Genomic DNA, 26101 nt, shown 5'->3' on the forward strand with positions numbered 1-26101 from the left:
GAAGGAAGCCATGACCAGCGAACTCACCCCCCAAGAGGCAGCCCGAGGGGCGCTGCGGGCGGGGCTCCCCCTCGGGGACGGCCGACACGAAGGAGTGGCCATGACGGCCAACCACATCCACTCCGTGATCAGCACGTTGCGCGAGCTCGATTTCGGCGAGACCCCTCCCGCGTCCTCCTACCGAGCCGGACAGGGGAGCGCCGATGCAACCGTTTGAGCTGTCGCTGACCGAAGCCTCCCGTGCGGTGCGCGCACGGGAGCTGTCCCCCGTCGAACTCACCGAATCGGTGCTCGCCCGTATTGCCGCCGTCGAAGGACGACTGGGCGCCTACGTCACCGTCACCGCCGACGCGGCCCTGGCCGCAGCGGTCCGCGCCGAACGGGAGATCTCCGGAAGCGGACCGCGCGGGCCGCTGCACGGGATCCCCATGGCGCTCAAGGATCTGATCGACGCGGAGGGGATGCCCATCACGGCGAGCTCGCACGTCCGGGCAGGGCACGTGGCGGAACGCGACAGCCGGGTGGCCGAACGGCTCGGCGCCGCCGGGGCCGTCCTCCTGGGCAAGACGCACACGCACGAGTTCGCCTACGGCCTGACCACCCCGCAGACGAACAACGCCTGGGACCACAGCCGGGTCGCGGGCGGGTCGAGCGGCGGCTCGGCGGTGGCTGTCGCCGCCGGCGGGGCGACGTTCGCCATGGGCACGGACACGGGCGGTTCCATCCGGGTCCCCGCGGCCCTGAACGGCGTGGTGGGCCTCAAGCCGACCTACGGCCTGGTCCCACGCACAGGTGTGACCTCGCTGTCCTGGTCCCTGGACCACGTGGGCCCTCTCACCCGCACCGTCCAGGACGTCGCGCTGGTGCTGTCGGCGACCGCCGGCCACGACCCGCGCGACCCGGCGAGCGTGTCCGGCCCGATGCTGGACCGCTTCCCGGGAGGCGACCTGCGAGGGCTGAAGGTCGGCGTACCGCGGAACCACTACTTCGACCGGGTCGCGCCCGAGGTCGAGGAGTCCGTACGCGGCGCGATCGAGCGGCTGGCGGAGCTGGGGGCGGAGCTCGTCGACGTCGAGATCCCGATGGCGCGTTACATCCAGGCCGTCCAGTGGGGGCTGATGGTCCCCGAGGCCACCGCCTACCACGAGCGGTCGCTGCGGGCCACCCCCGACCTGTACGCGGCGGACGTTCGCATCCTGCTGGAGGCCGGCGAGCTCACCTCTGCGGGCGACTACCTCCGCGCCCAGCGGGCCCGCACCATGATGCGGGACGCCTGGGCTCGCATGTTCGACGGAATCGACGTCCTCGCCGCGCCGACGGTGCCGATGACCGCCGCCGAGGCGGGGCAGGAAGCCGTCGAGTGGGCCGACGGCACGACCGAGTCCGTGTCGGACAGCTACGTCCGCCTCTGTGCCCCAGCCAACATCACCGGCGTCCCGGCCCTCACCCTGCCGGTCGGTCACGACCGCGCCGGACTGCCGATCGGTATGCAGCTGATGGCGCGCCCCTTCCGCGACGCGACGGTGCTCCGTGTGGGCCGGGCCTACGAGGAGTCGGTGGCCGGCGCGGGACGGCTTGCTCCCCTCGCTGCCTGAGGCAAGGCGGACGTTCCGGCCGGCATGCGGTCGCGTCGCTGCAGGGGCGTCCGCCGTGCCCGGGCGCCCGGATGCGCAGCCCCGCAGGTCGCCGACGCCGGCCACCGCCTAGAAGCAACAAAATCGCATTAAGGTGGATCGCATGAGTCCCAGGCCCATGGTCCGCCCCGGCGGGCGCAGCGCACGCGTACAGGAGTCCGTCCATGCGGCGGTACGTGAACTCGTGGAGGAGGTGGGACGCGACGCGCTCACGGTCCCGATGGTGGCCACTCGGGCGGGCGTGACCCCCTCCACGATCTACCGTCGTTGGGGCGACCTGCAGGAACTCCTGTCCGACGTGGCCGTCGAACGACTGCGCCCGGAAACGGATCCGGCCGATCTCGGGAGCCTGCGGGCCGATCTCGACGCGTGGGCGGAACAGTTCCTCGACGAGATGGCCTCGCCGCCCGGACGCGCCTACATCCGGGACGCCCTGCTCGGCGACCCCGACGGAACCAATGCCGGTCAGTGTTCGGCGTATGCCGCAGAGCAGATCGACGTCATGCTGGCCCGTGCGGTGCAGCGGGGGGAGCCGGTACCCGAGACGGAACTGCTGATCGACCGTGTCGTGGCGCCGATCATGTACCGCATCCTCTTCCGCCCTGGCCGGCTGGACGCCGCATACGCGCGCGAGCTCGTGACGAACGCGGTGTACGCCCAGCAGGCCGAGGCCGGCGCTCGCCCCACCCGGGCCGCCGCCCCTCGGCGCTCGAAGAAGAAACCCGACAACTGACCACGTCGCTCATCGGGCGGTCCGGCCACCGGGCCGTGGAGGCCAAGCGGCCGGCTGTACCGGCAGGGGTCATGAATTCCCCGGCAACGACCGACCAGCACGTCGCCCTCGGGCGTGACGCCCGTTTGACGCCCCGTGCGCACGAGGGGCCCTTCGGGGATCCGCCTCGCTCGCCCGCGAGACCGAGTGGCCCGACACCGACCCGGCACCATCACCGAGCGGGGAACGAACCGCATCAGCTTCGCCACCCCGAGCGCGCCGAGCACGACCTGGACGACACCGGCGAGGATCACGGCGGCGATCAGGTGACCCAAGCCGTGCTCACGGTTGAGAGGTGCGATCACCAGCGCGATGGCGCCGGTGGCCGCAGAGACCATCGTGCGGCGGCCGCCGACGATCGAGATGACCACGGCCATGGCGAACGAGGCGAACAGGCCGATCGCCGGGTCGACACCGGCGATGATCGAGAACCAGATCGCCTCGGGAATCAGGGCCAGGGCGACGACCAGGCCGGCCAGTACCTCGGTGCGCCAGACCTTCGGATCGTTCAGCCAGTCAGGGCGCAGGCCGCGCAGCCGCGCGGCGGGAGTCACAGCAGCAGAAGACAAGGAGATGCGTGTCTGTCGTGCTCGGGCACACCCCGTCGGGAGGCCGGGACGTGCGGGAAGGACACGCAGGGGCCGGACGGCGCCCCGCGGACGACCCGCGGGGCGGGTCGGAGGTCAAGGGGAGGAGGGGAGCTGGGGCCTGGCGCGGAGCGCGGCCGGCTCCCATCAGAGGCGAAGGGCCACGGCGGGCAGGCGGCGGCGCTCGGCGTCATGGGCTCACGCACGCTCTCTCCCGCGGATCGGATGCGCCGGGGGTGCCATCGGCCCCGGCACAGCAGTGGCGAGGCAGCTGGCCACCGTCGCCGTCATGAACTCTACCCTAACGTTAGAGTAGGGGTTGGTTGAGGTCGCACGGGTCGAGGCCCGCCGTGACGGAAAGGGCCGGGAGACGGGCGCGGACGACAAGCACATGCGGATCGGCGAAGTCGCCGCACGGACGGGGCTGTCGCTGCGCACCATCCGGCACTACGAGGAAACCGGCCTGGTCATCCCCTCCGCCCGCTCCCAGGGTGGGTTCCGCCTCTCCACGGAGACCGACGTCGCCCGGCTCATGGTCATCCGCCGCATGAAGCCATTGGGTTTCACCCTCGACCATATGCGTGATCTCCTGGACGCCACCGACCGTCTCGACAGCGCCGAGTCCCTCGACGACGAGCGCGAAACTCTGCTCGGCCGCGTCCGGGGCTACGAGCAGGCCGCAGCCGAGCAGGTGGAGAAGCTGCGTGTCCAGCTGGCCCGTGTCGAGGACTTCGCCACCACCCTGGGCGCCCGCCTGGAGCGGAACGTCCCCGCGGCCCGCCCTCGAACTTGTGACGCTGCAAGTGGGCCGGCCGGGTACAGCCTCGGTGGCTGTCCACGGGCGTACGGGTGGCTCGGCGACGATGTCGCCGAGCGAGGCCGCCCCGCCGGCGCGGCCGGCGTCGAGGGCGCGACGGGGCCCCGCTCGAGCGAAGCCGGGAGCGGGGGAGGGCGGCGGCGTCGAACAGGACGCGGCCGGCGATGCAGTCGGCCGGGAACCGCGGTGGGCGCCGGGGCGCCCACGTTACCTCGACACGGCTGCCCAGGGCGACAGGAGGGAGCGGGGCGATGGGGGCGACGGCGGCTGTCCGGGGTCGCACGGGCCTCCTGAGCGCTCCGTGCAAGGGCACGCGAGTTCACGACGTGGTGTGGCGGTTTTCGGTCATGTGACGGCTGGAAACACATCGGTCGGCCAATGTGTTTTACATTGAACAAGTCGAAGGCCTTTTCTGGAATTCCACTTTCCGTTTTCTTTACTCTGTGGTGAACTGTGCGGCATGCCCCATCCACGCTCGGTGATTTCCTGGCCCCGTGGGAGCGTCACTCGCGGCGGAGTCCGTCGGTGGGCGGTCGTCCAGGGGGTTCCGGCGCCGCGTCAACGCGATCTTATATGGCCGTGGGCGCTTCCTGGAGTGGAATGTTCCGGTCACTCGCAGGGGAGCCTTCGATGCGGCGGCCGCTGTCGGCCGGAATTCCGTTGTCCGCGCATGGGTGCAGGTCATTGCAGTGACATTGCAATTCCGTTTTCCTTGCTGGGGGAAGGGGGGACACGGTGGTGCCGATCGCGTTCTTTGAGGCATTGACAGAAACCAGTTTCGGGCTGTTGTATGACTGTCATCCAGGGGGAGAGATGGCACATGGTGGCCGGCCGGAAGGCCCGGCGCCGTAGCGGCGTCGTACCGACCTGTTGCCGTCTCCGGTAGGGGGAGATGAATTGAGCAAGGTCAAGCACACGCTTCCGATCGCGGCCGCGGCCATTGTCCTGACGGCCGGAAGTATCGCCGGCCCCAGAATCATCCAGACCGAGCCGGTGGCCGCCGCGTCCACCACCGCCGGGAGCCCGTCGGCCGCCGAGGCTCCGTCCGGCGCCGGGACTTCCGCCAACGCCGCGGCCAGGACCAAGGCGGGGGCACGAGCCGTGGCCACGTCCCCCGAGCAGCTGCTGCAGCTCCTCGGCGAGCGCATCGTGGCCAAGGACATCGACGGCATCATCGCGCTGCACGAGCCCGAGGCGGCGATCGTCGACTGGGACGGGTCGGTCATCCGGGGCCGCGCGGCGATCCGCGCCTTCTACATCGACTGGTTCGAATCGAATCCGGTACTCACCGTGAACCCCCGCCAGACCGTCGTGGCGGGCGGATGGCGTGGGTTGGACAACAAGGTGCGCCAGCGCACGGCGGCCATCATGGGCGACTACAGCCTGGAGCAGGACGCAGCGGACGGAACCCGAGAGAGTTTCACCGGCAATTTCTGCGACACCGTCCAGGAGCAGCTGGACGGCACCTGGTTGTACGTACAGGACAACCCGTACCCGCCCCACGGTGACCCGGCTGCGCCGGCGACCTCACACCACTGACCCGACTCACTCGACAGTCCTCTCCGTATTCACCGGAAGCCGACTCACCGGTGAAGGCGGCGTGCCCACGCATGCGTAGCGCGCCGCCCTCTCGAATTCCGCCGGGGGTCACTCCGTCGCCCCGGCATGCCGAAATCGAGGAATTCCGGGGAGTTCGGCCACCCAGGGACCGGGCGTCTTTGGTCATGGGTGGCCGGGCGTCGCCGCATCACCGCGCCGAAACGGTGTGCCGGCATGTCGGAGAGTGGGGAGCAGAATTGAACACCACATCGCTCCACTGTTCACCATCCCTCATCGCACAGCAGCAACCCCCATGGGAGGACCCGGCGGAGGTCGAGCGGACCCGGGACAAGCTGGCGGGCCTCCCTCCACTGGTGGAGACCGCATCGCTCAGCAGACTCCGAAGCCGGCTCGCCCGAGTCGCCGCCGGGCAGGCCCAGGTGGTGCAGGCGGGCGACTGCGCGGAGGACACCGCCGAATGCACCGCGGGTGACGTCCGGCGGAAGACCGGTCTCCTCGACGTACTCGCCGGGGTCATGAACGCGATCACCCACCAGCCGGTCCTCAAGGTCGGCAGGATCGGGGGCCAGTACGCCAAGCCGCGGTCGGCCCCTACCGAGTGGGCCGGCGGCGTCGAGATCCCGGTCTACCGGGGGCACATGGTGAACGGCCCCGAGCCGGACCCAGAAGCCCGGCGCCCCGACCCCCGGCGCCTGCTGGCCGGCTACCATGCCGCACGCCAGATCATCGCCCACCTCTGCCCGACGCCGCAGGATCGCGTCGACCCGGCCGTCTGGACCAGTCACGAGGCCCTGCTCCTCGACTACGAGATCCCGATGCTGCGAGCCGACCGGGACGGCCGGATCGCGCTCACTTCCACCCACTGGCCGTGGATCGGGGAACGGACCCGCCGGCTCGACGGAGCCCACGTCGCCCTGCTGGCCGACGTGGTGAACCCCGTGGCCTGCAAGGTGGGTCCCCGCATGACCACCACGGAACTGCTCGGCCTGTGCGAGCGGCTCGACAGCCGCAGGACACCGGGCCGGCTCACCCTGATCGCCCGCATGGGCGCCGACGTGGCGGCGGATCTGCTGCCGCCGCTGGTCAGGGCGGTACGCGCCGCGGGGCATCCCGTGATCTGGCTGGTCGACCCGATGCACGCCAACACCGTGACCACCGCCGAGGGACGCAAGACCCGAGTCGTGGACACCGTCGTCCGCGAGGTCACCGCCTTCCAGGCGGCCGTCCGCGCGGGCGGCGGAACACCGGGCGGGATCCACCTGGAGACCACCCCCGATGCGGTGACCGAGTGCGCCGACGTCCCGGACGCCACCGACCGCGTCGGTGCCACGTACACGACGTTGTGCGACCCGCGGCTCAACCCCCGCCAGGCCGTGGCGGTGGTGTCGGCCTGGCAGCCGCAGACGATGACGGACCGATCCCAGGGAGAACCGTGCCGGGCATAGCACCGATATCCGCCTACCCACTGCCCACGGCGGCCGATCTGCCCCCCGGCACGGCCCGGTGGACACCCGACCCGGCCCGCGCGGCCCTGCTCGTCCACGACATGCAGCGGTACTTCCTCGCCCCGTTCCCCCCGGCCGTACGAGACCCGCTCGTCCGCCACTGTGCACGACTGCGGGAGCGGTGCGCCGCACTCGACGTCCCCGTCTTCTACACCGCGCAGCCCGGCGGCATGACGGACGAGGAACGCGGACTCCTCAAGGACTTCTGGGGTCCGGGCATGCGCGTGGACCCCGCCGACCGTCAGATCGTCACGGAGCTCACGCCCGGGCCGGCGGACCAGGTGCTCACCAAGTGGCGCTACAGCGCCTTCTTCCGCTCGGACCTGCTGGCCCGGCTGCGCGCCCTGGGCTGCGACCAGCTGATCGTCTGCGGGGTGTACGCCCACGTCGGCGTGCTGGCGACCGCCCTCGAGGCGTTCACCAACGACATTCAGCCCTTCCTGGTCGCCGACGCCCTCGGTGATTTCTCCGCCGACCACCACCGGCTGGCCCTCGACTACGCGGCCGCTCGCTGCTCGGTGGTCACCACCACCGAGGAGGTCCTCCGATGAACGCCCCGCACCTGCTCGAGCACGTACTGGGTCCCGAACCGGGCGCCTTCGCCCTGCTGCACCGCCCCGAGACCGTGAGCCCGGACTGCGTGGAGATCCTGCTGGGCCGGGTCCACACCCCGGCCCGGCTCGCCGGCATCCCGTCGGCCGGGAATGCCGGGCGGCCCGGGAAGGCCTGGCACGAGACGCTGGTCCTGGTGCCCCACCGGCAGATCACCGAACGCGGCTTCGCCACCGTCGACGACGGCTCCCCGCTGCTCACGATGGAGGTCACCCACCAGGGAACGACCAGCGCCTCCGAGGTGCTCAGGGTGCTTCCGGACGAGCCGATCACCCTGGCCGACGGACGCTTCGACACCGACGACGAAGCCTACGCGGACACCGTCCGTGCCGTCCTCGACAACGAGATCGGCACCGGGGAGGGCTCGAACTTCGTCATCAGACGCTCCTTCGTCACCAGCATCGCCGGCTACTCGACGCGCAGCGCCCTCACCCTCTTCCGCAGGCTGCTCGCCCGGGAGAGCGGCGCCTACTGGACGTTCATCGTGCACACCGGCACCCGTACCTTCGTCGGTGCCACCCCGGAACGCCACGTCAGCCTGCGCGACGGCGTCGCCGCGATGACCCCGATCAGCGGCACCTACCGCTACCCGGCCACCGGGCCGGTCCTGTCGGAGGTGATGGAGTTCCTCACCGACGGCAAGGAGACCGACGAGCTGTACATGGTCCTCGACGAGGAACTCAAGATGATGGCCCGGGTCTGCCGGGGCGGCGGCCGCGTGAAGGGGCCCTACCTGAGGGAGATGTCCCGGCTCGCGCACACCGAGTACACCATCGAGGGCCGCAGCGACCTCGACCCCCGCGACATCCTACGGGAGACGATGTTCGCCCCCACCGTGACCGGCAGTCCGCTCGAGAACGCCTGCCGGGTGATCGCCCGCTACGAGCCCGGCGGCCGCGGATATTACGGAGGGGTCGCCGCACTGATCGGCCGCGACGCCGCCGGCGCGCCCACCCTGGACTCGGCCATCCTCATCCGCACCGCCGACATCCTGGCCTCGCGGGCCGACGACACCGGTCACGTACGGGTCGGCGTGGGCGCCACCCTCGTCCGGCACTCCGACCCGGATGCCGAGGTCGCCGAGACCCGCACCAAGGCGGCGGGTGTCCTCGCGGCCCTCGGTGCACAGGAGCGGCTCGACGCGCACCCGCTGATCCAGGAGGCCCTGGTGAGGCGCAACGAGAAGATCGCGAACTTCTGGCTCAGCGAGGCGGAGCAGCGCACACGGCCCCACCCGGTACTGGACGGCCGCCGGGCGCTGATCGTCGACGCCGAGGACACCTTCAGCGAGATGCTCGCCCACCAACTGCGCTCCATCGGGCTGACCGTGGAACTCAGCCGCTTCGACGCGGCCCACCGCTTCGACGAGCACGACCTCGTCGTCATGGGCCCCGGACCAGGCGACCCGCGGGAGACCGACCACCCCAGGATGGCCCGGCTCACCTCCGCCATCGAGGAGTTGCTGGCCCGCCGCGTCCCCTTTCTGGCCGTGTGCCTGAGCCATCAGCTGCTCAGCCGGCGCCTCGGGCTCGAACTGCGACGCCGGGACATTCCGAACCAGGGCGCTCAGCGCGAGATCGACCTGTTCGGCTCGCGCGAACGGGTGGGTTTCTACAACTCCTTCTCGGCCCGTGCCCTGGCCGGCCGGCTGGAGTGTCCGGGCATCGGCGAGGTGACGGTCTGCCGCGACCTCGGTACGGACGAGGTACACGCCCTGCGCGGCCCGCACTTCAGCTCGGTGCAGTTCCACCTCGAATCCGTGCTCACCCAGGACAGCGAGCGGGTCCTGGCCGAGCTGCTCGCACCGCTGATGGACACCGCGGAGGTACTGAACGCATGAAAGCCACCATCTCCTGGTGGGACCTCACCGGGTCCGGCCAGACCATCGACTCCTTGCGCGAGTACCTGCGCGACGAGGGCGTCGAGCCGTGGACGGAGGTCCACGGAATGCGGTTGAAGTTCTGGATCTCCGACCGGGAGACCAACCGGTGGGGCGCCGTGATGCTGTGGGACTCGGAGGCCGACCTGAAGGCGCCGATGCCCCCGAACCGGGCCACCGAGCTCATCGGATACCCGCCGGCCGTCCGGATGCTGTCCGACGTCGAGGCCCTCGTCGAAGGAATCCACTCCGGCGGGCCCGCCGGACGCGGCCTGGCCTTCGAAGGGACCGGGAAGTCGTCGTGAGCGCACCGCACCTCCCCATGACCGCCGACGAGTTCACCGCCCCGCCCGCGGACCCGATGGCACTGCTGCGGACCTGGTTCGACAACGCGGTCGCGGACACCGTCCTCCAGCCGGGCGCGCTGGCACTGGCCACCGTCGGCCCCCGCGGCCAGGTCTCCAACCGGATCGTCCAGGTCCTCCACATACGGGAGACGGGCCTCGTGTTCGCCAGCCACTCCGACAGCCGCAAGGGCCGGGAACTGGCCGGCACGCCCTACGCGTCGGGGCTCTTCTACTGGCGCGAGGCCGGGCGTCAGGTGAGCGTGAGCGGCCCGACCCGCCCCCTGCCCGCCGAGGAGTCCGACGCCCTCTGGAACGCCCGGCCCGTCAGCACGCACCCGATGTCGGTGGCGGCGCACCAGAGCGCACCGCTGCTCGACGAGGAGGCACTGCGCGAGCAGGCCCGGGAGCTGGGCCGGGACGGTTCGGCGCTGCCCCGCCCGGACCGCTGGGTCGGCTACCTGCTGGAGCCGGCATCGGTCGAGTTCTGGCAGTCCGAACCCGAGGACCGGCTGCACCAGAGGCTGCGTTACGAGCGCGAAGGCTCCGGCTGGCTCACGAGCCGGCTCCAGCCCTGACCTCGCTCGAGGACCGAGAACGCGACAGGAAGAAGGACAGGACGATGTGTGGAATCACGGGCTGGGTCTCGTTCGACCGGGATCTGACGCAGCAGCGCGCACAACTGGACGCGATGACGGAGACCATGGCCTGCCGGGGCCCGGACGCCGGTGGCGCCTGGCTCGACCGGCACGCGGTCCTCGGCCACCGCAGGCTGGCGGTCATCGACATCGAAGGCGGGACCCAGCCGATGGTGCTGCCCACCGACGACGGGCCGGTGGCGATCACCTACAGCGGGGAGGTCTACAACTTCACCGAGCTCAGGAGCGAACTGCTGCGCCGGGGCCACCGCTTCGAAACCCGCAGTGACACCGAGGTCGTGCTGCACGGCTACGTCGAGTGGGGTGAGGCGGTCGCCGAACGGCTCAACGGCATGTTCGCCTTCGCGGTCTGGGACTCGCGGGCCGAGAAACTGGTCATGATCCGCGACCGGATGGGCGTCAAGCCCCTCTACTACTACGCCACCGACGACGGCGTGGTGTTCGGATCCGAGCCGAAGGCCATCCTCGCCAACCCGCTCGCGGACCGCGCCGTCGACCTCGCCGGGCTGCGGGAACTGGTCAGCTTCACCCAGACGCCGGGCAGCGCCGTGTGGTGCGGGATGAACGAGGTGGTCCCCGGCGGCCTGGTCACCGTCGACCGCTCGGGCCTGCGCGAGCACCGCTACTGGACGCTGTCCACCCGGCCTCACACGGACGACCGGGAGACCACCGTCGCCACCGTGCGGGAGCTGCTCGAGGACATCGTCAGCCGTCAGCTGGTCTCCGACGTCCCCCGCTGCACCCTTCTCTCCGGTGGCCTCGACTCCAGCGTCATCACCGCGCTGGCCGCCGCCAAGCTGGGCCGGCCCGGCGAGCACGGCGAGGCCGGCGAGAAGGTCCGCAGCTTCGCGGTGGACTTCGTCGGCCGGGAGGACGACTTCGTCGCCGACGAACTGCGGGGCACCACGGACGCCCCGTACGCCCGGGAGGTGGCCGCGCACGTCGGCTCGCAGCACGAGTCCATCGTGCTCGACCATGCCTCGATCGCCGACCCGGACGTGCGCCGGGCCGTCATCACCGCCCGGGACAGCCCGCTCAGCCTCGGCGACATGGACGCCTCGCTGTACCTGCTCTTCAAGGCGATCCGGCAGCAGTCGACGGTCGCCCTGTCCGGCGAGTCCGCCGACGAGGTCTTCGGCGGGTACCGGTGGTTCCACCTGCCGGAGGTCCAGGCCGCGCAGACCTTCCCCTGGATGGCCGTGTTCGTCAGCGGCGCCCGGGCCCAGGTGTCGGACCGGTTCAACGCCGACATCACCGCCGCCCTCGACCTGCCCGCCTACATCAGGGACCGGTACGTCGACGCGCTCGGCGAAGTGGAGCGGGCCGAGGGCGAGAGCGACCACGAGATGCGCATGCGGGAGCTGTGCTATCTGCATCTGACGCGCTTCGTGCGGATGCTCCTGGAGCGCAAGGACCGCATCAGCATGGCCGTCGGCCTGGAGGTCCGGGTTCCCTTCTGCGACCACCGCCTCGTCGAGTACGTCTACAACACCCCGTGGTCGATGAAGACCTTCGACGGCCGGGAGAAGAGCCTGTTGCGCGCCGCGACTGCGGACCTGCTGCCGAAGTCGGTGCTGGAGCGGGTGAAGGCCCCCTACCCGGCCACGCTGGACCCGCACTACGCCGGTGCGCTGCTGCAGCAGTCCAAGGAGCTCCTCACCACCGACGACCCGGTCTTCGGCCTGGTCGACCGCGGCTGGCTGGAGAACATGACGCGGCAGGACCCGGCCACCATGCCGATCGACGTCCGCAACGGCATGGAGCGCGTGCTCGACCTGAGTACCTGGCTGGACGTCTACCGGCCCGAGCTGCGGCTCTGACACCGGTCCGGACGGTCCCGCACCACCCGCCGCCTGCGCGCCGGGACGGCCGCAGACGGCCGACCGCGCACCGCGGCGGCCCGCACCCGAATCACGATGCGAGGGAGACGAGATGGGAACGGAAAACGCCCGGCCGGAGGGGAGCGACACCGGCCTCGACCTGCGCGCCCGGCACCGGGCCGTCGTCGCGGACTACATGGCCCGCAAGGGCGAGAACCGGCTGACGCGTTACCTGCTCTTCACGGAGGACGGCAGCGCCGGCCTGTACACCAGCGACACCGGTGAACCGGTTGTCTCCCGGGGACACGCGAAGCTCAAGGCCCACGGCGAGTGGTCGCTGCGTATGTTCCCGGACTGGGAGTGGAAGAACGTCGAGATCTTCGACACGCAGGACCCCAACAGGTTCTGGGTCGAATGCGACGGCGAGGGGCAGATCCTTTACCCGGACTACCCGCCCGGCCACTACAGGAACCACTTCATCCACGCGTTCGAACTCGAGGACGGCAGGATCAAGCGGCAACGCGAATTCATGAACCCGTTCCAGCAATTGCGCGCGCTGGGCATCGAGGTGCCGAAGATCAACCGCGGCGGAATCCCCACCTAGGGAACGTGTTTCCGCGACCACGTCGTCCGCACACACAGCAAGGGCAGCAACACATGGCATCCCAGCTCAACCCGTACCTCGCCTTCGACGGCAACGCCCGTCAGGCCATGGAGTTCTACCAGCAGGTCCTCGGCGGCACGCTGGAACTGGGCACGTACGGCGACTTCGGGTCGGCCGAAATGCCCGATCCCGACAAGATCATGCACGCGACGCTCAGCACCGCCGACGGCTTCACGGTGATGGCGTGGGACGTCCCGGAGCGGGTCCCCTTCGACCCGGGCACCAACGTCGCCCTCTACCTCGGCGGCGACGACGCCCGCCTGCGGAAGTACTTCGAGAAGCTGTCCGCGGGCGGCACGGTGACCCTGCCCCTCAGGAAGCAGATCTGGGGTGACGAGGCCGGCACGCTCGTGGACAGGTTCGGGATCACCTGGATGTGCAACATCAAGCAGCCGTCGTGACCGGGGACTCCGTGTCCTGCCGTGCAGCAGCCGCGGCCGAGTGGGCCGACCAGCAGACCGGGACGGAGAGGTCTCGATGACAGTCGACGTGCAGGCCACCCGAGACGTGGTCGACATCATCACCGGCGGGTGGCGGGCGCAGGCGCTCTACACCGCGGTCAAGCTCGGGCTGCCCGACCAGGTCGAGGCCGGCCGCGACAACGACGCCGAACTCGCCAAGGCCACCGGCGCGAGCGAGCAAGGCGTCCACCGTCTGATGCGCCTGCTCGTGGCCCTGGGCGTCTTCGAGGGCAGCGACTCCACGGGTTACCGCGGCACCCGGGTGAGCGCGGCGCTCCTCGACGGCCCCCAGTCGCTGCGTGACATGTGCCTGCTGTACGGCGAGGAGTTCTATTCCGCCTGGGGCCATGCCCACCACGCCATCAGCACGGAGAGCTCCGGCTTCGAAGTCGCCCACGGCCAGCCGCTCTACGACTACCTGGGCGATCACGCGGCCACCGCCCGGCGGTTCCAGCTCACCATGAACGCCGCGAGCATGTTCTTCCACCAGGTGCCCGGGGTCTTCGACTTCACCGGCAAGAAGGTCGTGGACGTGGGCGGCGGCGGCGGGAACCTGCTCGCCACGATCCTCGCCGCCACGCCGGACGCCACGGGCACGCTCTTCGACCGCGACCACATGACGCCCAAGGCCCGCGAGCACCTGTCCGCCACGGTCGGCCCGGACCGCGCCGAGGTGGTCGGCGGTGACATGTTCGAGGGCGTCCCGGAGGGCGGGGACGTCTACATCCTGTGCCGCGTGCTGGCCGGCCACGGCGACGAGGACGTCGTCGGTGTCTTCGAGCACTGCCGCCGAGCGATGGCGGGCCCCTCGTCCCGGCTGCTGATCCTCGACCGCTTCGTCGAGGACGAGAACCCCACCGTGCTTCCCGCGCTGTGGGACCTGCACCTGCTGGTGACCACGGGCGGCGAGCACCGCACCCTCGGCCGGATCACGCGGCTGCTGGAGCGGGCAGGCCTGTCCGTCGAGAGCACCGCGGAACTGCCGATGGAGACGACCGCCCTGATCGTCGCGCCGCGCACCCCATAGCGGCACCGGGTGCGGCCCGGTGGGGCCGGCAGCTTCGAGCGGAGTACGAGCGGCAGCGCGAACAGGAGAAGTCCCGTGCTCAAGTTGGCAACGATCGGCGTCTACGGCTTCGACGGCGATTCCTACATCGAACGACTACGGCAGGCCGACGTGCGTCTGCTGCTCGACGTGCGACAGCGGCGTGGGGTCCGCGGCCCCGACTACGCCTGGGCCAACTCCCTGCGGCTCCAGGCGGCCCTCGCCGAGGCCGGGATCGCCTACCAGCACCGCCGGGAACTCGCTCCGACGACCGAGCTGCGGCAGCTCCAGTACGCCGAGGACAGCCGCCAAGGGGTCGGCAAGCGCTCACGCCGGGAGCTCGCCGCCGAGTACATCCGCCGCTACACCGCCGAGATCCTCGACCCGGCCGACCTCGACCTGATCGTGGCGGCCCTGTCGGACAGCGGGACCGCGGCGCTCTTCTGCGTCGAGCGCGACCCCGAGGCGTGTCACCGGTCGCTGGTCGCCCGGCGGCTCGTCGAGGACTACGGCATCACCGTCGAACACCTGAGGCCGATGTGATGGGCGACATGCTCCCGGCCGGCGCACCGCGTCCCCGGATCGCGGTCTTCGCCGGGCCGACCGCGACGATCCTGAACACCCCGGACCTGGTCACGTCGAACAAGGCGCGCGCACGCCACGGCCTGCCGCTTCGGCCCGGCCGGTCCGACGTCCTGCGGCCCCAGCGACTCGCCGCCCCGGCGACGTTGTACGTCGAGGCGTTCAGCGCGCACCCGCTCGAACAGGACGCCGCCGGCCTGTACGCCCCGCCCGACGGCTGGCTCGACGAGGACGGCACGTTCCACACCGCACGGCCGTCCGCAGACGCCAAGCCGGTGTACGTCGTCGAACTCGACCCCGCCGACGGCCTCTACCCCCTGCCCTACATGGCGAGACAGGCGGACGGTTCGGCCTGGGAGGAGACCTCGGCGGCGCCGTGCGCGGCCCCGGCCGAGGCCCGCCAGACCTTCTACCCGGACGCCCGGCGCCTCTACGAGGAGATCGAGCGGTTCGGCCTTGCCGACCACGGTGTCCCCGTCGAACTGGGCTCCGTCGCCGACTTCGAGTTCTTCCGCGCGGCTCCCTCCGGCGGGTACACCACGGGTGCCGCGTCCGAGCGTCTAGGGCAGGACTTCTTCGTCTACTACCCGTACCACCTCCAGAGCGAGCCCGGCCTCGCGCACCTGGCCCGGGCCACCAATCAGGTCCAGGCCGTACTCGCCACCGGGGAGTTCGCCGGCGTGCAATGGCTGGAGGGAAGCCCGACCGTCGACGAGACCCTGTACTGGCTCGGTCTCCTGATCGACACCGAGGTGCCGCTCGTCGGACACGCCGCGCAGCGCCGCCACCAGTCGCTGAGCGCGGACGGCGACCGCAACGTGGTGGACGGCGTCAAGTTCATCACGTCGGGCGTCGCCCTGGACGAACGGGGCCGCAACCGCGTCGGTGCCTGCGTGATCGTCGACGAACTCGTCTACTCGGCCAGGGACGTGACCAAGGTCGACGCCCGGCCCGGCGGTTACGAGGTCACCGGAGGCCACGGGGGAGTCGTCGCCGACCTCGGGGGCTACGGTCCTCCGCAGCTCACCTACCTCCCCGCCCGCAGGCACACCCATTGCTCGGAGCTGCGCCTCACGGTGCTTCCCGAGACGGTGGCCGGCGTCGCCGGGAGCCTGGACGCCGGCGTCACCCCGGTGGAGGTCCGGATCAAGGACGCCGACGGGCTCGTGCCCTCCGCCATGCCGCACGTCTCGATCACCAAGTACAGCCGGTACGCGGCGACGGGCACCGGAACCGACAACCCGCCCGTCGCCGAGGAGGAGGTCGAGATCCTCGCGCGGATCGACGCCAACCTCGCCCGCTTCCCGCTCTCCGGCTTCGTGTGCGAGGGCATGTCACCGTTCGGGATGGCTGACCCGACGAAGAACGCGGCGCTGAGCGTTGCCGTCTTCGCCGGTCTGCCGGTGGTCCGCACCGGCCGCGGCACCACCGGGGGCATGGCGTACCGCACCGACCCGGCGTTCGTCTCGGGCAACAACCTGACGGCCACCAAGGCGCGCATGCTCCTCATGGCCGCGCTGCTCAGGTTCGGTGCCCTGCCCCCGGCCGCGGACCCGTTCAACCCGACCCCCGACGAACGCGCGGCCACCGAGAAAGCGGTCGCCCAGTACCAGGTCCTCTTCGACACACACTGAACCGGACGGGAACTCATGGGCATGTATGAGTACGTGGTGGCCGACGTCTTCACCGACGTGCCGCTGGAAGGCAACCCCACCGCGGTCTTCCCGGACGCCTCCGGCCTCTCCCCCGAGCGCATGCAGCAGATCGCGCGGGAACTGCACCTGTCGGAGACCGTCTTCGTCCTCCCCCCGGAGAACGACGGCGACGTACGGGTCCGCATCTTCACCCCCGTCAACGAGCTGCCCTTCGCCGGGCATCCGACCCTCGGCACGGCCGTGGTGCTCGGCGAGTCGCACGAGGCGGAAGAGCTCCGGATGGAGACCGCCAGGGGTACCGTCACGTTCGAACTGGAGCGGGACGACGACGGCCGCGCCGTCGGGGCTGAGATGTGGCAGCCGCTCCCGGTCTGGGCACCCTACGACCGCACTGACGAACTCCTCACCGCCCTCGACCTGGTGGGCACCGGCAGCACCTTGCCCGTCGAGGTGTACGACAACGGGCCCCGGCACGTGTTCGTCGGTCTGGACGGCGTGCCGGCACTCTCCGCGCTGGAGCCGGACCAGCGCGTCCTCGCCAGGCTGCCCGACATGGCGGCCAACTGCTTCGCGGGCTCCGGAACACAGTGGCGACTGCGCATGTTCTCGCCCGCCTATGGGGTGGTGGAGGACGCCGCCACCGGCTCGGCCGCGGGGGCGATCGCAGTACACTTGGCCCGGTACGGACTTGTCCCCTTCGGGGAGTGGATCGAGATCCGTCAGGGGGTCGAGATGGGGCGTTCTTCCACGATGCGCGCTCGCGCGACGGGGACGCCGGAGCGGATCGAATCGGTCCAAGTGGCCGGGGCCGCCGTCGTCGTCGCCCGGGGCACGCTGTTCGCGTAGCCGCCGGGACGTCCGAATGACCCATCCACGGAGGAAGGACCGCCATGTCCAGCAGAGCACCGTCCGTCGACTCCCGGCGCGCGGGGGGCCGTCCGGCGTCCCACCGGGGGCGGGTGGCGGGATGACGGCCGACGACGACGGTCTCTTCGCGTTACCGGAAGCGGACCACACCCCGCCGGGCCCACCGGAGGCGTCGACCGGGGTCGCACGGGTCGGCGCCCCGCTCGCCGTGCGGATGCGGCCGCGGTCGCTCGCCGAGGTCGTCGGCCAGGCCCACCTGCTGCGCCCCGGCGCTCCCCTGCGGCGGCTGGCCGAGGGCGGCGAGGCGGCATCGGTGCTGCTGTACGGCCCGCCGGGCACGGGGAAGACCACGCTGGCGCGCCTGATGGCCACCGTCGCCGCCCGCCGGTTCGTCGCCCTCTCGGCGCTGACCAGCGGCGTCAAGGAACTGCGCGACGTGATGAACCAGGCGCGCCGTCGCCGCGACGGACAGGGCCGGCGGACCGTCCTGTTCATCGACGAGGTGCACCGCTTCTCCAGGACCCAGCAGGACGCGCTGCTCGGAGCCGTCGAGGACGGGTTGGTCCTGCTCGTCGCGGCCACCACGGAGAACCCCTCGTTCTCGGTGGTGTCCCCGCTCCTCTCCCGCCTGCTGGTACTGCAGCTTCATCCCCTGGACGAGGACGACGTCCGTGAGCTGCTGCGCCGGGCGGTGAAGGACGAGCGCGGTCTCGGCGGCGCGGTCTCCGTGACGCCGGAGGCCGAGGACGCCCTGGTGCGCCTCGCGGCCGGTGATGCCCGGAGCGCCATGACCGCACTGGAGGCGAGCGCCGACGGGGTGACGGGCACGGGCGGCACCGTGGTCGACGTCCCGGCGGTGGAGCGCGCCGTCGCCGAGGCCACGGTGCGCTACGACCGGCAGGGCGACCAGCACCACGATGTCGTCAGCGCGTTCATCAAGTCGATCCGCGGCTCGGATCCCGACGCGGCGCTGCACTACCTGGCCCGCATGCTCGTCGCCGGCGAGGACCCGCGTTTCATCGCGAGGCGCCTGGTCGTGCACGCGAGCGAGGACATCGGGCTGGCCGACCCCACGGCTCTCCCGGCCGCTGTCGCCGCGGCCCAGACGGTCCAGCTCATCGGCATGCCCGAGGCTCGCCTGGCTCTGGCCCAGGCCACCGTGCACCTGGCCATGGCACCGAAGTCGAACGCGGTGATCGCCGGAATCGACGAGGCCATGTCCGACGTCCGGGCGGGCGCCGTCGGCGAGATCCCCGCGCACCTGCGCCACAGCCGCTACACGGGCGCCAGGGAACTGGGAAACGGGATCGGCTACCGCTACCCGCACAGGGTCCCCGAGGGAGTGCTGGCGCAGCAGTACGCGCCGGACGACCTTGTGGGGAAGGACTACTACCGCCCCACGCGGCACGGTGGGGAGCGTGACCTGCAGGAGCGCCTCACCAGGCTCCGCCGTGTCGTCCGGGGCGAGGAGCGGTAGCGCCGGGAGGGCGCGGTACGTGTCGCGCACACCGAAGCGCCGGCCTCACGGGTGTGGGGCCGGCGCTCGGGCGCGTCGCGCGGCGGGCGGGGGACCGCCCGCCCGCTGCTCGGGCCGGTCCGACAGGCCCGAGCAGCGGCGGAGACGGGGTCACGTCACGCGACGGCGGTGCCCTCGAGCTCGATCATCTGACCGGGGATCGCCAGCCGCGTCACCCCGAGCATGGTGGTGGTCGGCGCGACGCCGGCGCCTCCCAGGCGGCCCGCCAGCACACCGTAGTGCTGGAAGAGCAGATCGACGTCGGTCGTGTAGACGTTCAGCCGGACGAGGTTCGAGAGGGTCATGCCCGCCTCGGCGAGCACCGCCTCGACGTTGTCGATGGCCAGTGCCAGCTGAGCCGCCATGTCACCGTCGTGCTCGGGCTTGCCTTCCTTGCTCATCGCCGTCTGGCCCGAGATGTACAAGGTGCGCGAGTGCCCGGAGACGACCTCGCCCTGGTTGAAGCCCATCTCGACCGACCACGACACCGGGTTGACCGCGTTACGTTCCATTACCGCATGCTCCATTCGGTTCATGACACTGCGCACGCCCGCCGCTTCGGCAACCGCCGCGCTCTGACGTCGTGCGATGAACCCTGTCAGGAAAACGTGACACCCTTGGTCATGTATTTCGCTAGGGTTTTTCCATGCGCGCCGACCGGTTGGTTTCCCTGGTGCTGTTACTGCGTCAGCGAGGCCGGATGACCGCGGAGACACTCGCCCGGGAGCTGGAGGTGTCGACGCGGACGGTGCTGCGCGACATGGAGGCACTCTCCGCGGCGGGGGTCCCGGTCTACGCGGAGCGCGGGCGGCACGGCGGGTTCGCGCTGCTGCCGGATTTCCAGGCAGCGCTCACCGGCCTGAACCACGACGAGGCGCTCGCTCTCGTGGTCGCCGGATCACGGCGCGGCGCGCAGCTGTTCGGTCTGGGATCGGCGCTCGCCTCAGCCGTGCTGAAAGTGGTCGACGCGCTGCCGGAGGGGCTGCGGGACACCGCCGCCGAAGCGGCGCAGCGGCTGCTCATCGACCCGGAGACCGATCTCCTCTCGCGTCGCGTGGCCCACGTGGAGGTCTCCGACTCCATCGCCACCGAGATCCGACGCGCGGTGTTGGCCGGGCACAAATTGCGCATCCACTACGCGGCCGTGGGCCAGCCCCCGAAGTGGCGCACGGTGGACCCGATCGGTCTGGTCACCGTCAGGGACCAGGGCTACCTGTTGGCCAAGCGGAGCGCCGAGGACCGTACTTACCGGTTGAGCCGGGTCCTGAAAGCCGAGGAACTCGACGAACCCGCGCAGCGTTCGGACACGGTCGACCTGGACCGGGCCTGGCGCGAACGCAACGTGCGGTTCCGGACCGGCGGCGAGAACACCACCGTGGTGGTCCGCGTGGACCCCGCGCGCCGGGAGCACCTGGTCGCCACCGCCCTGGCGGTCCGCTCCGAGGAGACCGGCGAGGACGGCCGGCTCCGGCTGCACGTCGTCTTCCAGGACGCACGGCACGCGGAATGGGCGCTGTGGCAGCACGCCATGTACGCGGAGGTGGAGGCCCCGCAGTGGCTGCGCACCCGTCTGCACCGCCGCGCGACGGTGATCGCGGCCCGCTACGGGACACCGGCCTGAAAGTTCCGTTCACCGCTGCGGGACCGGACGTGATCTCCTGCCCGGCTGTGGAGTGCGCCGCGATCCTCGAACCGGCTGCGAAGGGATTCTGACCTGCGGCTTCTTGAGTGTGCCCTATGCGCGGTGTGGTCGTTACGGGTGATGTCCCGACGCTGGGACGACGCTCGTTCCGGTGGGGCGTCACCTGGTTGATCCCGCAGGTCGTGCCGGGCGGAGGGGGTGTTCCGCGGGTGGTCCTCGCGAGAACCTGAAGGAAATCGGCCGGGTTCCCGCCTGCCGTGCGTTCTGACGAGGTGTGGCCGAAGCGGGGGATCCCGACCTCTGGCCCGCCGACGGCATCGGTGGCCGCCGTGAGGCTCGTTCGACGCTCCGGCTGGATCAATATCTGTGCCCGCGGGCTGAGATTTCACTGGAACGCGCGGACAGATTCTCTGCCGCAATAAGTGAGCTCGGACTCTTCCCCGCACGCAGGCCGCCGCGGCGTGCTACTGTCGATCTCAGTTGCAGTTGTGGTTCCCGAAAACTTCAAGTGCCTCCGGATCGGCTCCTGTGCCGCTGGAAGCGCTTTTACATGTTCCGGTCTTTTTCCGGGCGGGGTGATCATCGCGGCGACACGGGGTCCGCACGGTGCGGACTCCGAGACACTGCCCCGAAGGAGAAATGACATGGCTGCTGGTACTGTGAAGTGGTTCAACGCGGAAAAGGGTTTCGGCTTCATCGAGCAGGACGGTGGCGGCGCCGACGTGTTCGCCCACTACTCGAACATCGCCACCCAGGGCTTCCGTGAGCTGCTCGAGGGCCAGAAGGTGACCTTCGACATCGCGCAGGGCCAGAAGGGTCCGACGGCCGAGAACATCGTTCCCGCCTGACGCTGACGCGCATTTCGTAGCTGGGACCCGCATCCTTTGGGGTGCAGGTCCCAGCTGCTTGCGTTTTCCGCGGATGTTTCTCCTGTGGACGACCGACAGGAAACCCGTGAAGCATCCTTCGAGGGTGCGCGCAACCCGGTATGACCTCATCGCGACGGACGCCCGAACAGTGCGTCCGCTCTGCGTCACTCATTTCAGCGCCTGTGCGTGTACGGATTTCCGTCGGACAGATGCGCTGTCGCGTTCCACCGGCCCGTTCATGCAATTCTCCGTGCTGTTCACCGCTGCGGGAATTCCTTGATACGTGCCGCATCGAGGAAGGTTCTTCATGAACCGCACACGTACGAACGACCGTTTCTCCCGTACCCGTAAGGGCGGTGCCGGCTCCGGAAGGGGCGGCAGCCGATTCGGTTCGTCGGCCCCGAACCGGTCGGGCAGCTCGAACCGTTCCGGCGGTCACGGGCGGCGGCCCGCCGCGATTCAGGGAGAGTTCGCCCTCCCCGAGACGGTCACTCCCGCGCTTCCCGCCGTGGAGGGCTTCGCCGATCTCGACATGCCCAAGGAACTGTCGGCCGCGCTGGGTTCGCAAGGCGTGACCGTGCCGTTCCCGATCCAGGCCGCGACCCTGCCGAACTCCCTCGCCGGACGGGACGTCCTGGGCCGTGGCCGCACCGGCTCCGGCAAGACCCTCGCTTTCGGTCTGGCGCTGCTGGCCCGTACGGCCGGGCGGCGCGCCGAGGCGCGGCAGCCGCTGGGACTGGTCCTCGTACCGACGCGTGAGCTGGCGCAGCAGGTCACCGACGCGCTCGCCCCCTACGCCCGCTCCGTGAAGCTGCGGCTGGCCACCGTGGTGGGCGGGATGCCGATCGGCAGGCAGACGAGCGCGCTGCGCGGTGGCGCCGAGATCGTCGTCGCCACACCGGGACGCCTCAAGGACCTCATCGACCGCGGCGACTGCCGGCTGGACCAGGTGTGCGTCACCGTCCTCGACGAGGCCGACCAGATGGCCGACATGGGCTTCATGCCGCAGGTCACCGCCCTGCTCGACCAGGTCCGCCCCGAGGGCCAGCGCATGCTGTTCTCCGCCACCCTCGACCGCAACGTCGACCTGCTCGTGCGCCGCTACCTCAGCGACCCCGTCGTGCACTCCGTCGACCCCTCGGCCGGCGCGGTCACGACGATGGAGCACCACGTGCTGCACGTCCACGGCGCGGACAAGCACGCGGCCACCACCGAGATCGCCGCGCGTGACGACCGCGTGCTCATGTTCCTCGACACCAAGCACGCCGTCGACCGCCTCACCGAGCACCTCCTGAACAGCGGGGTACGGGCCGCCGCCCTGCACGGCGGGAAGTCGCAGCCGCAGCGCACCCGCACGCTGACGCAGTTCAAGACCGGGCACGTCACCGTGCTGGTGGCGACCAACGTCGCGGCGCGCGGCATCCACGTCGACAGCCTCGACCTCGTTGTCAACGTCGATCCGCCCACCGACCACAAGGACTACCTCCACCGCGGCGGCCGCACGGCCCGCGCCGGCGAGTCCGGCAGCGTCGTCACCCTGGTCACCCCGAGCCAGCGCCGCGCCGTGACCCGCCTCATGGCAGCGGCCGGCGTCGTCCCGCAGACCACCCAGGTCCGCGTCGGCGGGGAAGCCCTGCGCCGCATCACCGGAGCCCAGGCCCCCTCCGGGGTCCCGGTCGTCATCACCGCACCGGTGGCCGAACGCCCCAAGAAGCGCGGCGCGGCCTCACGCGGCCGGCGCCGTCCCGCTTCGGCGGCCCGCCGCGCGTCCGTACGGCAGTCGACCGTCGGTACGGCGGCGTAGAACCCTCGTGATCAGAAAGCCGGCCCATCTCCGCAGGAGGCACCCATTGACGCTGGTCCAGACGCAGGTCCGTCCGGAGAACGACCGCCGCGTGCACGGCACGGTGGCCGACACCATGAAAGCGGCCGGACCGCAGGTCTGGGAGGACATGACCGTGGAGGTGGCACTGTCCGTGATGGCCGCCGCCCGTACGGCTCACCTGGTCGTCTGCGACGACGACGGTCTGTGCACCGGTCTGGTCACCCGGGCCCGGCTCACGGCCGTTCGTGACAGCTCCGGGTACACGGACCGGATCCGTCTGCGTGACATCGCCGACGTCATCGCTCCCTTCGCCTCGCCGCCGACCACGAGGGCCGAGGCCGAGCGTGCGATGCGGCGCCGCCGGCTCGGGGCCCTGCCCGTGGCCGACGAACAGGGCAACGCTCCGGGTGTCCTCGCCCTCTCCCGCTGAACCGCTTCACGGCGGTCGGCCCCGTCCCTCCTCTCCCTGTGAGGCATCATGCGCTGTGTCATCGCCCGCTTCCCGTTCGACCTGACCAAGAGCGGCGTACTGGAATCGATGAAGGGCGTCAGGCCCGAACCGGTCACCGGCGAGTCCGTGATCATCGGACGACGCCACTACCCCGCCAAGCAGGTCGGCGAGGTCGTCACCCGCCAGGACCGGCGCGATTTCAGCGTCGGCGAGGTCCTGCGGGCCATGTCCCGGCTCGGTTTCACCTGTCGCACCCTTCCCGAGGCCGCACCCGCGCGCGTGGACAGCCCGTTGCAGCGGGCCTCCGCGATGCTCGGCACCCCCTCGTCCGGCTGACCGACGGGACGAGCGGGAGCCGAACGGAGCGGTGAGGGTCCTGCCGGCACGTGCCGGCAGGACCCTCACCGCGTGACATGCCGCTCCCGGCGCGGCGGCGGGCCGGTGGCCGGAGCAGCTGCAGTCCCCACGGTCCCGTCGCCGCAGATGCGGGTGACCGGACCGCCGGGAAGCAGAGAGCGCACAGGTGATGGATCACGCCGTCCACTCTCCGGGTACCGTGAAGGCATGAGTCATCCGCACCCCGAGCTGAAAGCCGCCCCGCCCCTTCCCGAGGGAGGACTACGGGTCGTCGCCCTGGGCGGCTTGGGCGAGATCGGCCGCAACATGACCGTCTTCGAGCACGCCGGCAAGCTGCTCGTCGTCGACTGCGGCGTGCTGTTCCCCGAGGAGACCCAGCCCGGTGTGGATGTGATCCTGCCGGACTTCACCTCGATCCGGGACCGGCTGGACGACGTCGTGGCCGTGGTGCTCACCCACGGCCACGAGGACCACATCGGCGGCGTGCCGTACCTGCTGCGCGAGCGGTCCGACATCCCCGTCGTCGGTTCCAGGCTGACGCTGGCGTTCCTGGAGGCCAAGCTCAAGGAGCACGGCATCCGGCCGCGTACGGTCCGGGTGCGGGAGGGCGACCGGCGCGGGTTCGGACCGTTCGACTGCGAGTTCGTGGCGGTCAACCACTCCATCCCCGACAGCCTCGCGGTCGCGATCCGCACCGGGGCCGGGATGGTGCTGCACACCGGCGACTTCAAGATGGACCAGTTCCCCCTCGACGACCGCATCACCGATCTGCGCGCCTTCGCCCGCCTCGGCGAGGAGGGCGTGGACCTGTTCCTCACCGACTCCACCAACGCCGAAGTGCCCGGCTTCACCACCTCCGAGCGTGAGCTGAACCCGGCGATCGAGCAGGTGATGCGCACCGCGCCGCGCCGGGTCATCGTCTCCAGCTTCGCCAGCCATGTGCACCGCATCCAGCAGGTCCTGGACGCCGCCCACCAGCACGGCCGGAAGGTCGCCTTCGTCGGCCGGTCGATGGTCCGCAACATGGGCATCGCCCGGGACCTGGGTTACCTGAAGGTCCCCTCCGGTCTGGTCGTGAGCACGAAGGAGCTGGAGAAGCTCCCGGACCACAAGGTCACTCTGGTGTGCACCGGCTCCCAGGGCGAACCGATGGCCGCGCTGTCGCGGATGGCCAACCGCGACCACATGATCCGCATCGGCAAGGGCGACACCGTCCTGCTCGCCAGCTCCCTCATCCCCGGCAACGAGAACGCCATCTACCGGGTGATCAACGGACTCACCCGGTGGGGCGCCCACGTGGTCCACAAGGGCAACGCCAAGGTGCACGTCTCCGGGCACGCCAGTGCCGGCGAACTCGTCTACTGCTACAACATCGTCAAACCCCGCCACGTCATGCCGGTGCACGGCGAATGGCGCCACCTGCGGGCCAACGGCGACCTCGCCATCCGTACCGGCGTCGATCCCGACCGGGTCGTCATCGCCGAGGACGGTGTCGTCGTCGACCTCGTCGACGGGCGCGCGTCCATCACCGGCAAGGTCCCCGCCGGCAACGTCTACGTGGACGGCATGGAGGTCGGCGGCGCCACCGAAGCGTCCCTCAAGGACCGCCTCACCCTCGCGGAGGAAGGCGTCGTCACGGTGGTGGCGATCGTCGACGCGGACACCGGCGCCCTCGCCGAGGCCCCCGACTTCCTGGCCCGCGGCTTCGTCCACGACGACACCACCTTCGAACCGGTCGTCCCCGTCATCGAGAAGACCCTGGCCACCGCGGCCGAGGAAGGCGTCGGGGACGCGCACCAGCTCGAACAGCTCATCGCCCGTGCCGTGGCGAACTGGGCGTTCCGTACCTACCGTCGCAAGCCCCTCATCATCCCCGTCATCATCGACGCCTGAGCCATAGCCCGGCAGATGTCCGGGGCCGGGCGCCGACGCGTACGAGGCGGACCCCGGCGACGAGCCGTTGCTGATGTCCGCCCTC

General features: G+C 70.7%; 24 protein-coding genes and 2 pseudogenes. 24 read left to right on the top strand and 2 right to left on the bottom strand.

The genetic code is table 11. The features are described 5' to 3' along the window. Positions 1 to 10 precede the first annotated feature (10 nt). The 3 genes from ACIQ8B_RS26585 (at position 11) to ACIQ8B_RS26595 (ending at position 2367) form a co-directional block, all read left to right on the top strand. Positions 11 to 217 carry a hypothetical protein gene (locus ACIQ8B_RS26585; RefSeq protein ID WP_403550190.1) on the top strand — a complete coding sequence of 69 codons (207 nt, stop codon included), beginning with the start codon at positions 11 to 13 and terminating at the stop codon, positions 215 to 217. Continuing rightward, positions 204 to 1595, top strand: a complete 1392-nt coding sequence (locus tag ACIQ8B_RS26590) for an amidase (RefSeq protein WP_403550192.1) — start codon at positions 204 to 206, stop codon at positions 1593 to 1595. Before ACIQ8B_RS26585 ends, ACIQ8B_RS26590 begins: the two co-directional genes overlap by 14 nt. 157 nt (positions 1596 to 1752) lie before the next feature. Continuing rightward, a complete protein-coding gene (locus tag ACIQ8B_RS26595; RefSeq protein ID WP_290004106.1) occupies positions 1753 to 2367 on the top strand; it encodes a TetR/AcrR family transcriptional regulator in 615 nt (204 codons plus the stop codon). Between the two features lie 206 nt (positions 2368 to 2573). Here the strand turns inward: ACIQ8B_RS26595 and ACIQ8B_RS26600 are convergent. Then, a pseudogene (locus ACIQ8B_RS26600) lies at positions 2574 to 2975 on the bottom strand (SulP family inorganic anion transporter); the annotation flags it as partial. A 409-nt stretch (positions 2976 to 3384) separates the two neighbouring features. Between ACIQ8B_RS26600 and ACIQ8B_RS26605 the strand changes: the two are divergent. The 15 genes and pseudogenes from ACIQ8B_RS26605 to ACIQ8B_RS26675 all read left to right on the top strand — a co-directional run. After that, a pseudogene (locus ACIQ8B_RS26605) lies at positions 3385 to 3771 on the top strand (MerR family transcriptional regulator); the annotation flags it as partial. 936 nt (positions 3772 to 4707) lie between these two features. Next, entirely contained in the window at positions 4708 to 5349 is a 642-nt protein-coding gene (locus tag ACIQ8B_RS26610) for a YybH family protein (RefSeq protein WP_403550194.1), read from the top strand. A 257-nt stretch (positions 5350 to 5606) separates the two neighbouring features. After that, entirely contained in the window at positions 5607 to 6815 is a 1209-nt protein-coding gene (locus ACIQ8B_RS26615) for a 3-deoxy-7-phosphoheptulonate synthase (protein ID WP_403550196.1), read from the top strand. Then, on the top strand, positions 6803 to 7426 hold the full coding sequence (locus ACIQ8B_RS26620) for an isochorismatase family protein (RefSeq protein WP_403550198.1): 624 nt from the start codon (positions 6803 to 6805) through the stop codon (positions 7424 to 7426). The genes ACIQ8B_RS26615 and ACIQ8B_RS26620 overlap by 13 nt, the downstream gene beginning before the upstream one ends. Then, positions 7423 to 9327, top strand: a complete 1905-nt coding sequence (locus tag ACIQ8B_RS26625; RefSeq protein ID WP_403550200.1) for an anthranilate synthase family protein — start codon at positions 7423 to 7425, stop codon at positions 9325 to 9327. The genes ACIQ8B_RS26620 and ACIQ8B_RS26625 overlap by 4 nt, the downstream gene beginning before the upstream one ends. Next, positions 9324 to 9671, top strand: a complete 348-nt coding sequence (locus tag ACIQ8B_RS26630) for a hypothetical protein (protein ID WP_403550202.1) — start codon at positions 9324 to 9326, stop codon at positions 9669 to 9671. Before ACIQ8B_RS26625 ends, ACIQ8B_RS26630 begins: the two co-directional genes overlap by 4 nt. Continuing rightward, a complete protein-coding gene (phzG, locus tag ACIQ8B_RS26635) occupies positions 9668 to 10288 on the top strand; it encodes a phenazine biosynthesis FMN-dependent oxidase PhzG (protein WP_403550205.1) in 621 nt (206 codons plus the stop codon). The genes ACIQ8B_RS26630 and phzG overlap by 4 nt, the downstream gene beginning before the upstream one ends. A 44-nt stretch (positions 10289 to 10332) precedes the next feature. Further along, complete coding sequence (gene asnB, locus ACIQ8B_RS26640; protein ID WP_403550207.1) at positions 10333 to 12189, top strand: asparagine synthase (glutamine-hydrolyzing); 1857 nt, start codon at positions 10333 to 10335, stop codon at positions 12187 to 12189. A 112-nt stretch (positions 12190 to 12301) separates the two neighbouring features. Next, entirely contained in the window at positions 12302 to 12793 is a 492-nt protein-coding gene (locus ACIQ8B_RS26645; protein ID WP_403550209.1) for a PhzA/PhzB family protein, read from the top strand. 53 nt (positions 12794 to 12846) lie between these two features. After that, positions 12847 to 13254, top strand: a complete 408-nt coding sequence (locus ACIQ8B_RS26650) for a VOC family protein (RefSeq protein WP_403550211.1) — start codon at positions 12847 to 12849, stop codon at positions 13252 to 13254. 76 nt (positions 13255 to 13330) lie between these two features. Then, complete coding sequence (locus ACIQ8B_RS26655; RefSeq protein ID WP_403550213.1) at positions 13331 to 14341, top strand: methyltransferase; 1011 nt, start codon at positions 13331 to 13333, stop codon at positions 14339 to 14341. A 75-nt stretch (positions 14342 to 14416) separates the two neighbouring features. Next, entirely contained in the window at positions 14417 to 14902 is a 486-nt protein-coding gene (locus ACIQ8B_RS26660) for a DUF488 family protein (protein WP_403550215.1), read from the top strand. Then, the gene (locus ACIQ8B_RS26665) at positions 14902 to 16575 is read left to right on the top strand and encodes an asparaginase domain-containing protein (protein ID WP_403550217.1); all 1674 of its coding nucleotides are present in this window, start codon (positions 14902 to 14904) and stop codon (positions 16573 to 16575) included. The genes ACIQ8B_RS26660 and ACIQ8B_RS26665 overlap by 1 nt, the downstream gene beginning before the upstream one ends. A 15-nt stretch (positions 16576 to 16590) precedes the next feature. Continuing rightward, positions 16591 to 17442, top strand: a complete 852-nt coding sequence (locus ACIQ8B_RS26670; RefSeq protein ID WP_403550219.1) for a PhzF family phenazine biosynthesis protein — start codon at positions 16591 to 16593, stop codon at positions 17440 to 17442. Positions 17443 to 17563: 121 nt separating this feature from the next. Further along, positions 17564 to 18940, top strand: a complete 1377-nt coding sequence (locus ACIQ8B_RS26675) for a replication-associated recombination protein A (protein ID WP_403550221.1) — start codon at positions 17564 to 17566, stop codon at positions 18938 to 18940. A 155-nt stretch (positions 18941 to 19095) separates the two neighbouring features. Here ACIQ8B_RS26675 and ACIQ8B_RS26680 read toward each other — a convergent pair whose 3' ends face one another. Further along, complete coding sequence (locus ACIQ8B_RS26680) at positions 19096 to 19491, bottom strand: RidA family protein (protein ID WP_403550222.1); 396 nt, start codon at positions 19489 to 19491, stop codon at positions 19096 to 19098. Between the two features lie 134 nt (positions 19492 to 19625). Between ACIQ8B_RS26680 and ACIQ8B_RS26685 the strand changes: the two genes are divergently transcribed. The 6 genes from ACIQ8B_RS26685 (at position 19626) to ACIQ8B_RS26710 (ending at position 26016) form a co-directional block, all read left to right on the top strand. Next, positions 19626 to 20600, top strand: coding sequence for a helix-turn-helix transcriptional regulator (locus tag ACIQ8B_RS26685; RefSeq protein WP_403550224.1), 975 nt, complete (start codon positions 19626 to 19628; stop codon positions 20598 to 20600). Positions 20601 to 21265: 665 nt separating this feature from the next. Beyond that, positions 21266 to 21469, top strand: a complete 204-nt coding sequence (locus ACIQ8B_RS26690; protein ID WP_030404051.1) for a cold-shock protein — start codon at positions 21266 to 21268, stop codon at positions 21467 to 21469. A 328-nt stretch (positions 21470 to 21797) separates the two neighbouring features. Beyond that, the gene (locus ACIQ8B_RS26695; protein WP_403550226.1) at positions 21798 to 23294 is read left to right on the top strand and encodes a DEAD/DEAH box helicase; all 1497 of its coding nucleotides are present in this window, start codon (positions 21798 to 21800) and stop codon (positions 23292 to 23294) included. A 46-nt stretch (positions 23295 to 23340) separates the two neighbouring features. Next, positions 23341 to 23745 (top strand): CBS domain-containing protein, encoded by a 405-nt coding sequence (locus ACIQ8B_RS26700; protein WP_403550228.1) that lies wholly within the window; start codon positions 23341 to 23343, stop codon positions 23743 to 23745. A 48-nt stretch (positions 23746 to 23793) separates the two neighbouring features. Then, complete coding sequence (locus ACIQ8B_RS26705; protein WP_290004084.1) at positions 23794 to 24102, top strand: SCO5918 family protein; 309 nt, start codon at positions 23794 to 23796, stop codon at positions 24100 to 24102. A 228-nt stretch (positions 24103 to 24330) separates the two neighbouring features. Then, the gene (locus ACIQ8B_RS26710; RefSeq protein WP_403550230.1) at positions 24331 to 26016 is read left to right on the top strand and encodes a ribonuclease J; all 1686 of its coding nucleotides are present in this window, start codon (positions 24331 to 24333) and stop codon (positions 26014 to 26016) included. Positions 26017 to 26101: the final 85 nt, after the last annotated feature.

It is taken from the genome of Streptomyces sp. NPDC096105, assembly GCF_044763335.1.
GTDB lineage: Bacteria > Actinomycetota > Actinomycetes > Streptomycetales > Streptomycetaceae > Streptomyces.

Excerpts from the sequence above, each read along its gene's own strand:
- ACIQ8B_RS26665 (WP_403550217.1), top strand. The coding sequence starts at position 14,902 with ATGGGCGACATGCTCCCGGCCGGCGCACCGCGTCCCCGGATCGCGGTC.
- ACIQ8B_RS26585 (WP_403550190.1), top strand. The coding sequence starts at position 11 with ATGACCAGCGAACTCACCCCCCAAGAGGCAGCCCGAGGGGCGCTGCGG.
- ACIQ8B_RS26705 (WP_290004084.1), top strand. The coding sequence starts at position 23,794 with ATGCGCTGTGTCATCGCCCGCTTCCCGTTCGACCTGACCAAGAGCGGC.
- ACIQ8B_RS26680 (WP_403550222.1), bottom strand. The coding sequence starts at position 19,491 with ATGGAACGTAACGCGGTCAACCCGGTGTCGTGGTCGGTCGAGATGGGC.
- ACIQ8B_RS26710 (WP_403550230.1), top strand. The coding sequence starts at position 24,331 with ATGAGTCATCCGCACCCCGAGCTGAAAGCCGCCCCGCCCCTTCCCGAG.
- ACIQ8B_RS26690 (WP_030404051.1), top strand. The coding sequence starts at position 21,266 with ATGGCTGCTGGTACTGTGAAGTGGTTCAACGCGGAAAAGGGTTTCGGC.
- ACIQ8B_RS26645 (WP_403550209.1), top strand. The coding sequence starts at position 12,302 with ATGGGAACGGAAAACGCCCGGCCGGAGGGGAGCGACACCGGCCTCGAC.
- ACIQ8B_RS26685 (WP_403550224.1), top strand. The coding sequence starts at position 19,626 with ATGCGCGCCGACCGGTTGGTTTCCCTGGTGCTGTTACTGCGTCAGCGA.
- ACIQ8B_RS26670 (WP_403550219.1), top strand. The coding sequence starts at position 16,591 with ATGGGCATGTATGAGTACGTGGTGGCCGACGTCTTCACCGACGTGCCG.
- ACIQ8B_RS26590 (WP_403550192.1), top strand. The coding sequence starts at position 204 with ATGCAACCGTTTGAGCTGTCGCTGACCGAAGCCTCCCGTGCGGTGCGC.
- asnB (WP_403550207.1), top strand. The coding sequence starts at position 10,333 with ATGTGTGGAATCACGGGCTGGGTCTCGTTCGACCGGGATCTGACGCAG.
- ACIQ8B_RS26625 (WP_403550200.1), top strand. The coding sequence starts at position 7,423 with ATGAACGCCCCGCACCTGCTCGAGCACGTACTGGGTCCCGAACCGGGC.
- ACIQ8B_RS26650 (WP_403550211.1), top strand. The coding sequence starts at position 12,847 with ATGGCATCCCAGCTCAACCCGTACCTCGCCTTCGACGGCAACGCCCGT.
- ACIQ8B_RS26595 (WP_290004106.1), top strand. The coding sequence starts at position 1,753 with ATGGTCCGCCCCGGCGGGCGCAGCGCACGCGTACAGGAGTCCGTCCAT.
- ACIQ8B_RS26655 (WP_403550213.1), top strand. The coding sequence starts at position 13,331 with ATGACAGTCGACGTGCAGGCCACCCGAGACGTGGTCGACATCATCACC.
- ACIQ8B_RS26675 (WP_403550221.1), top strand. The coding sequence starts at position 17,564 with ATGACGGCCGACGACGACGGTCTCTTCGCGTTACCGGAAGCGGACCAC.
- ACIQ8B_RS26695 (WP_403550226.1), top strand. The coding sequence starts at position 21,798 with ATGAACCGCACACGTACGAACGACCGTTTCTCCCGTACCCGTAAGGGC.
- ACIQ8B_RS26630 (WP_403550202.1), top strand. The coding sequence starts at position 9,324 with ATGAAAGCCACCATCTCCTGGTGGGACCTCACCGGGTCCGGCCAGACC.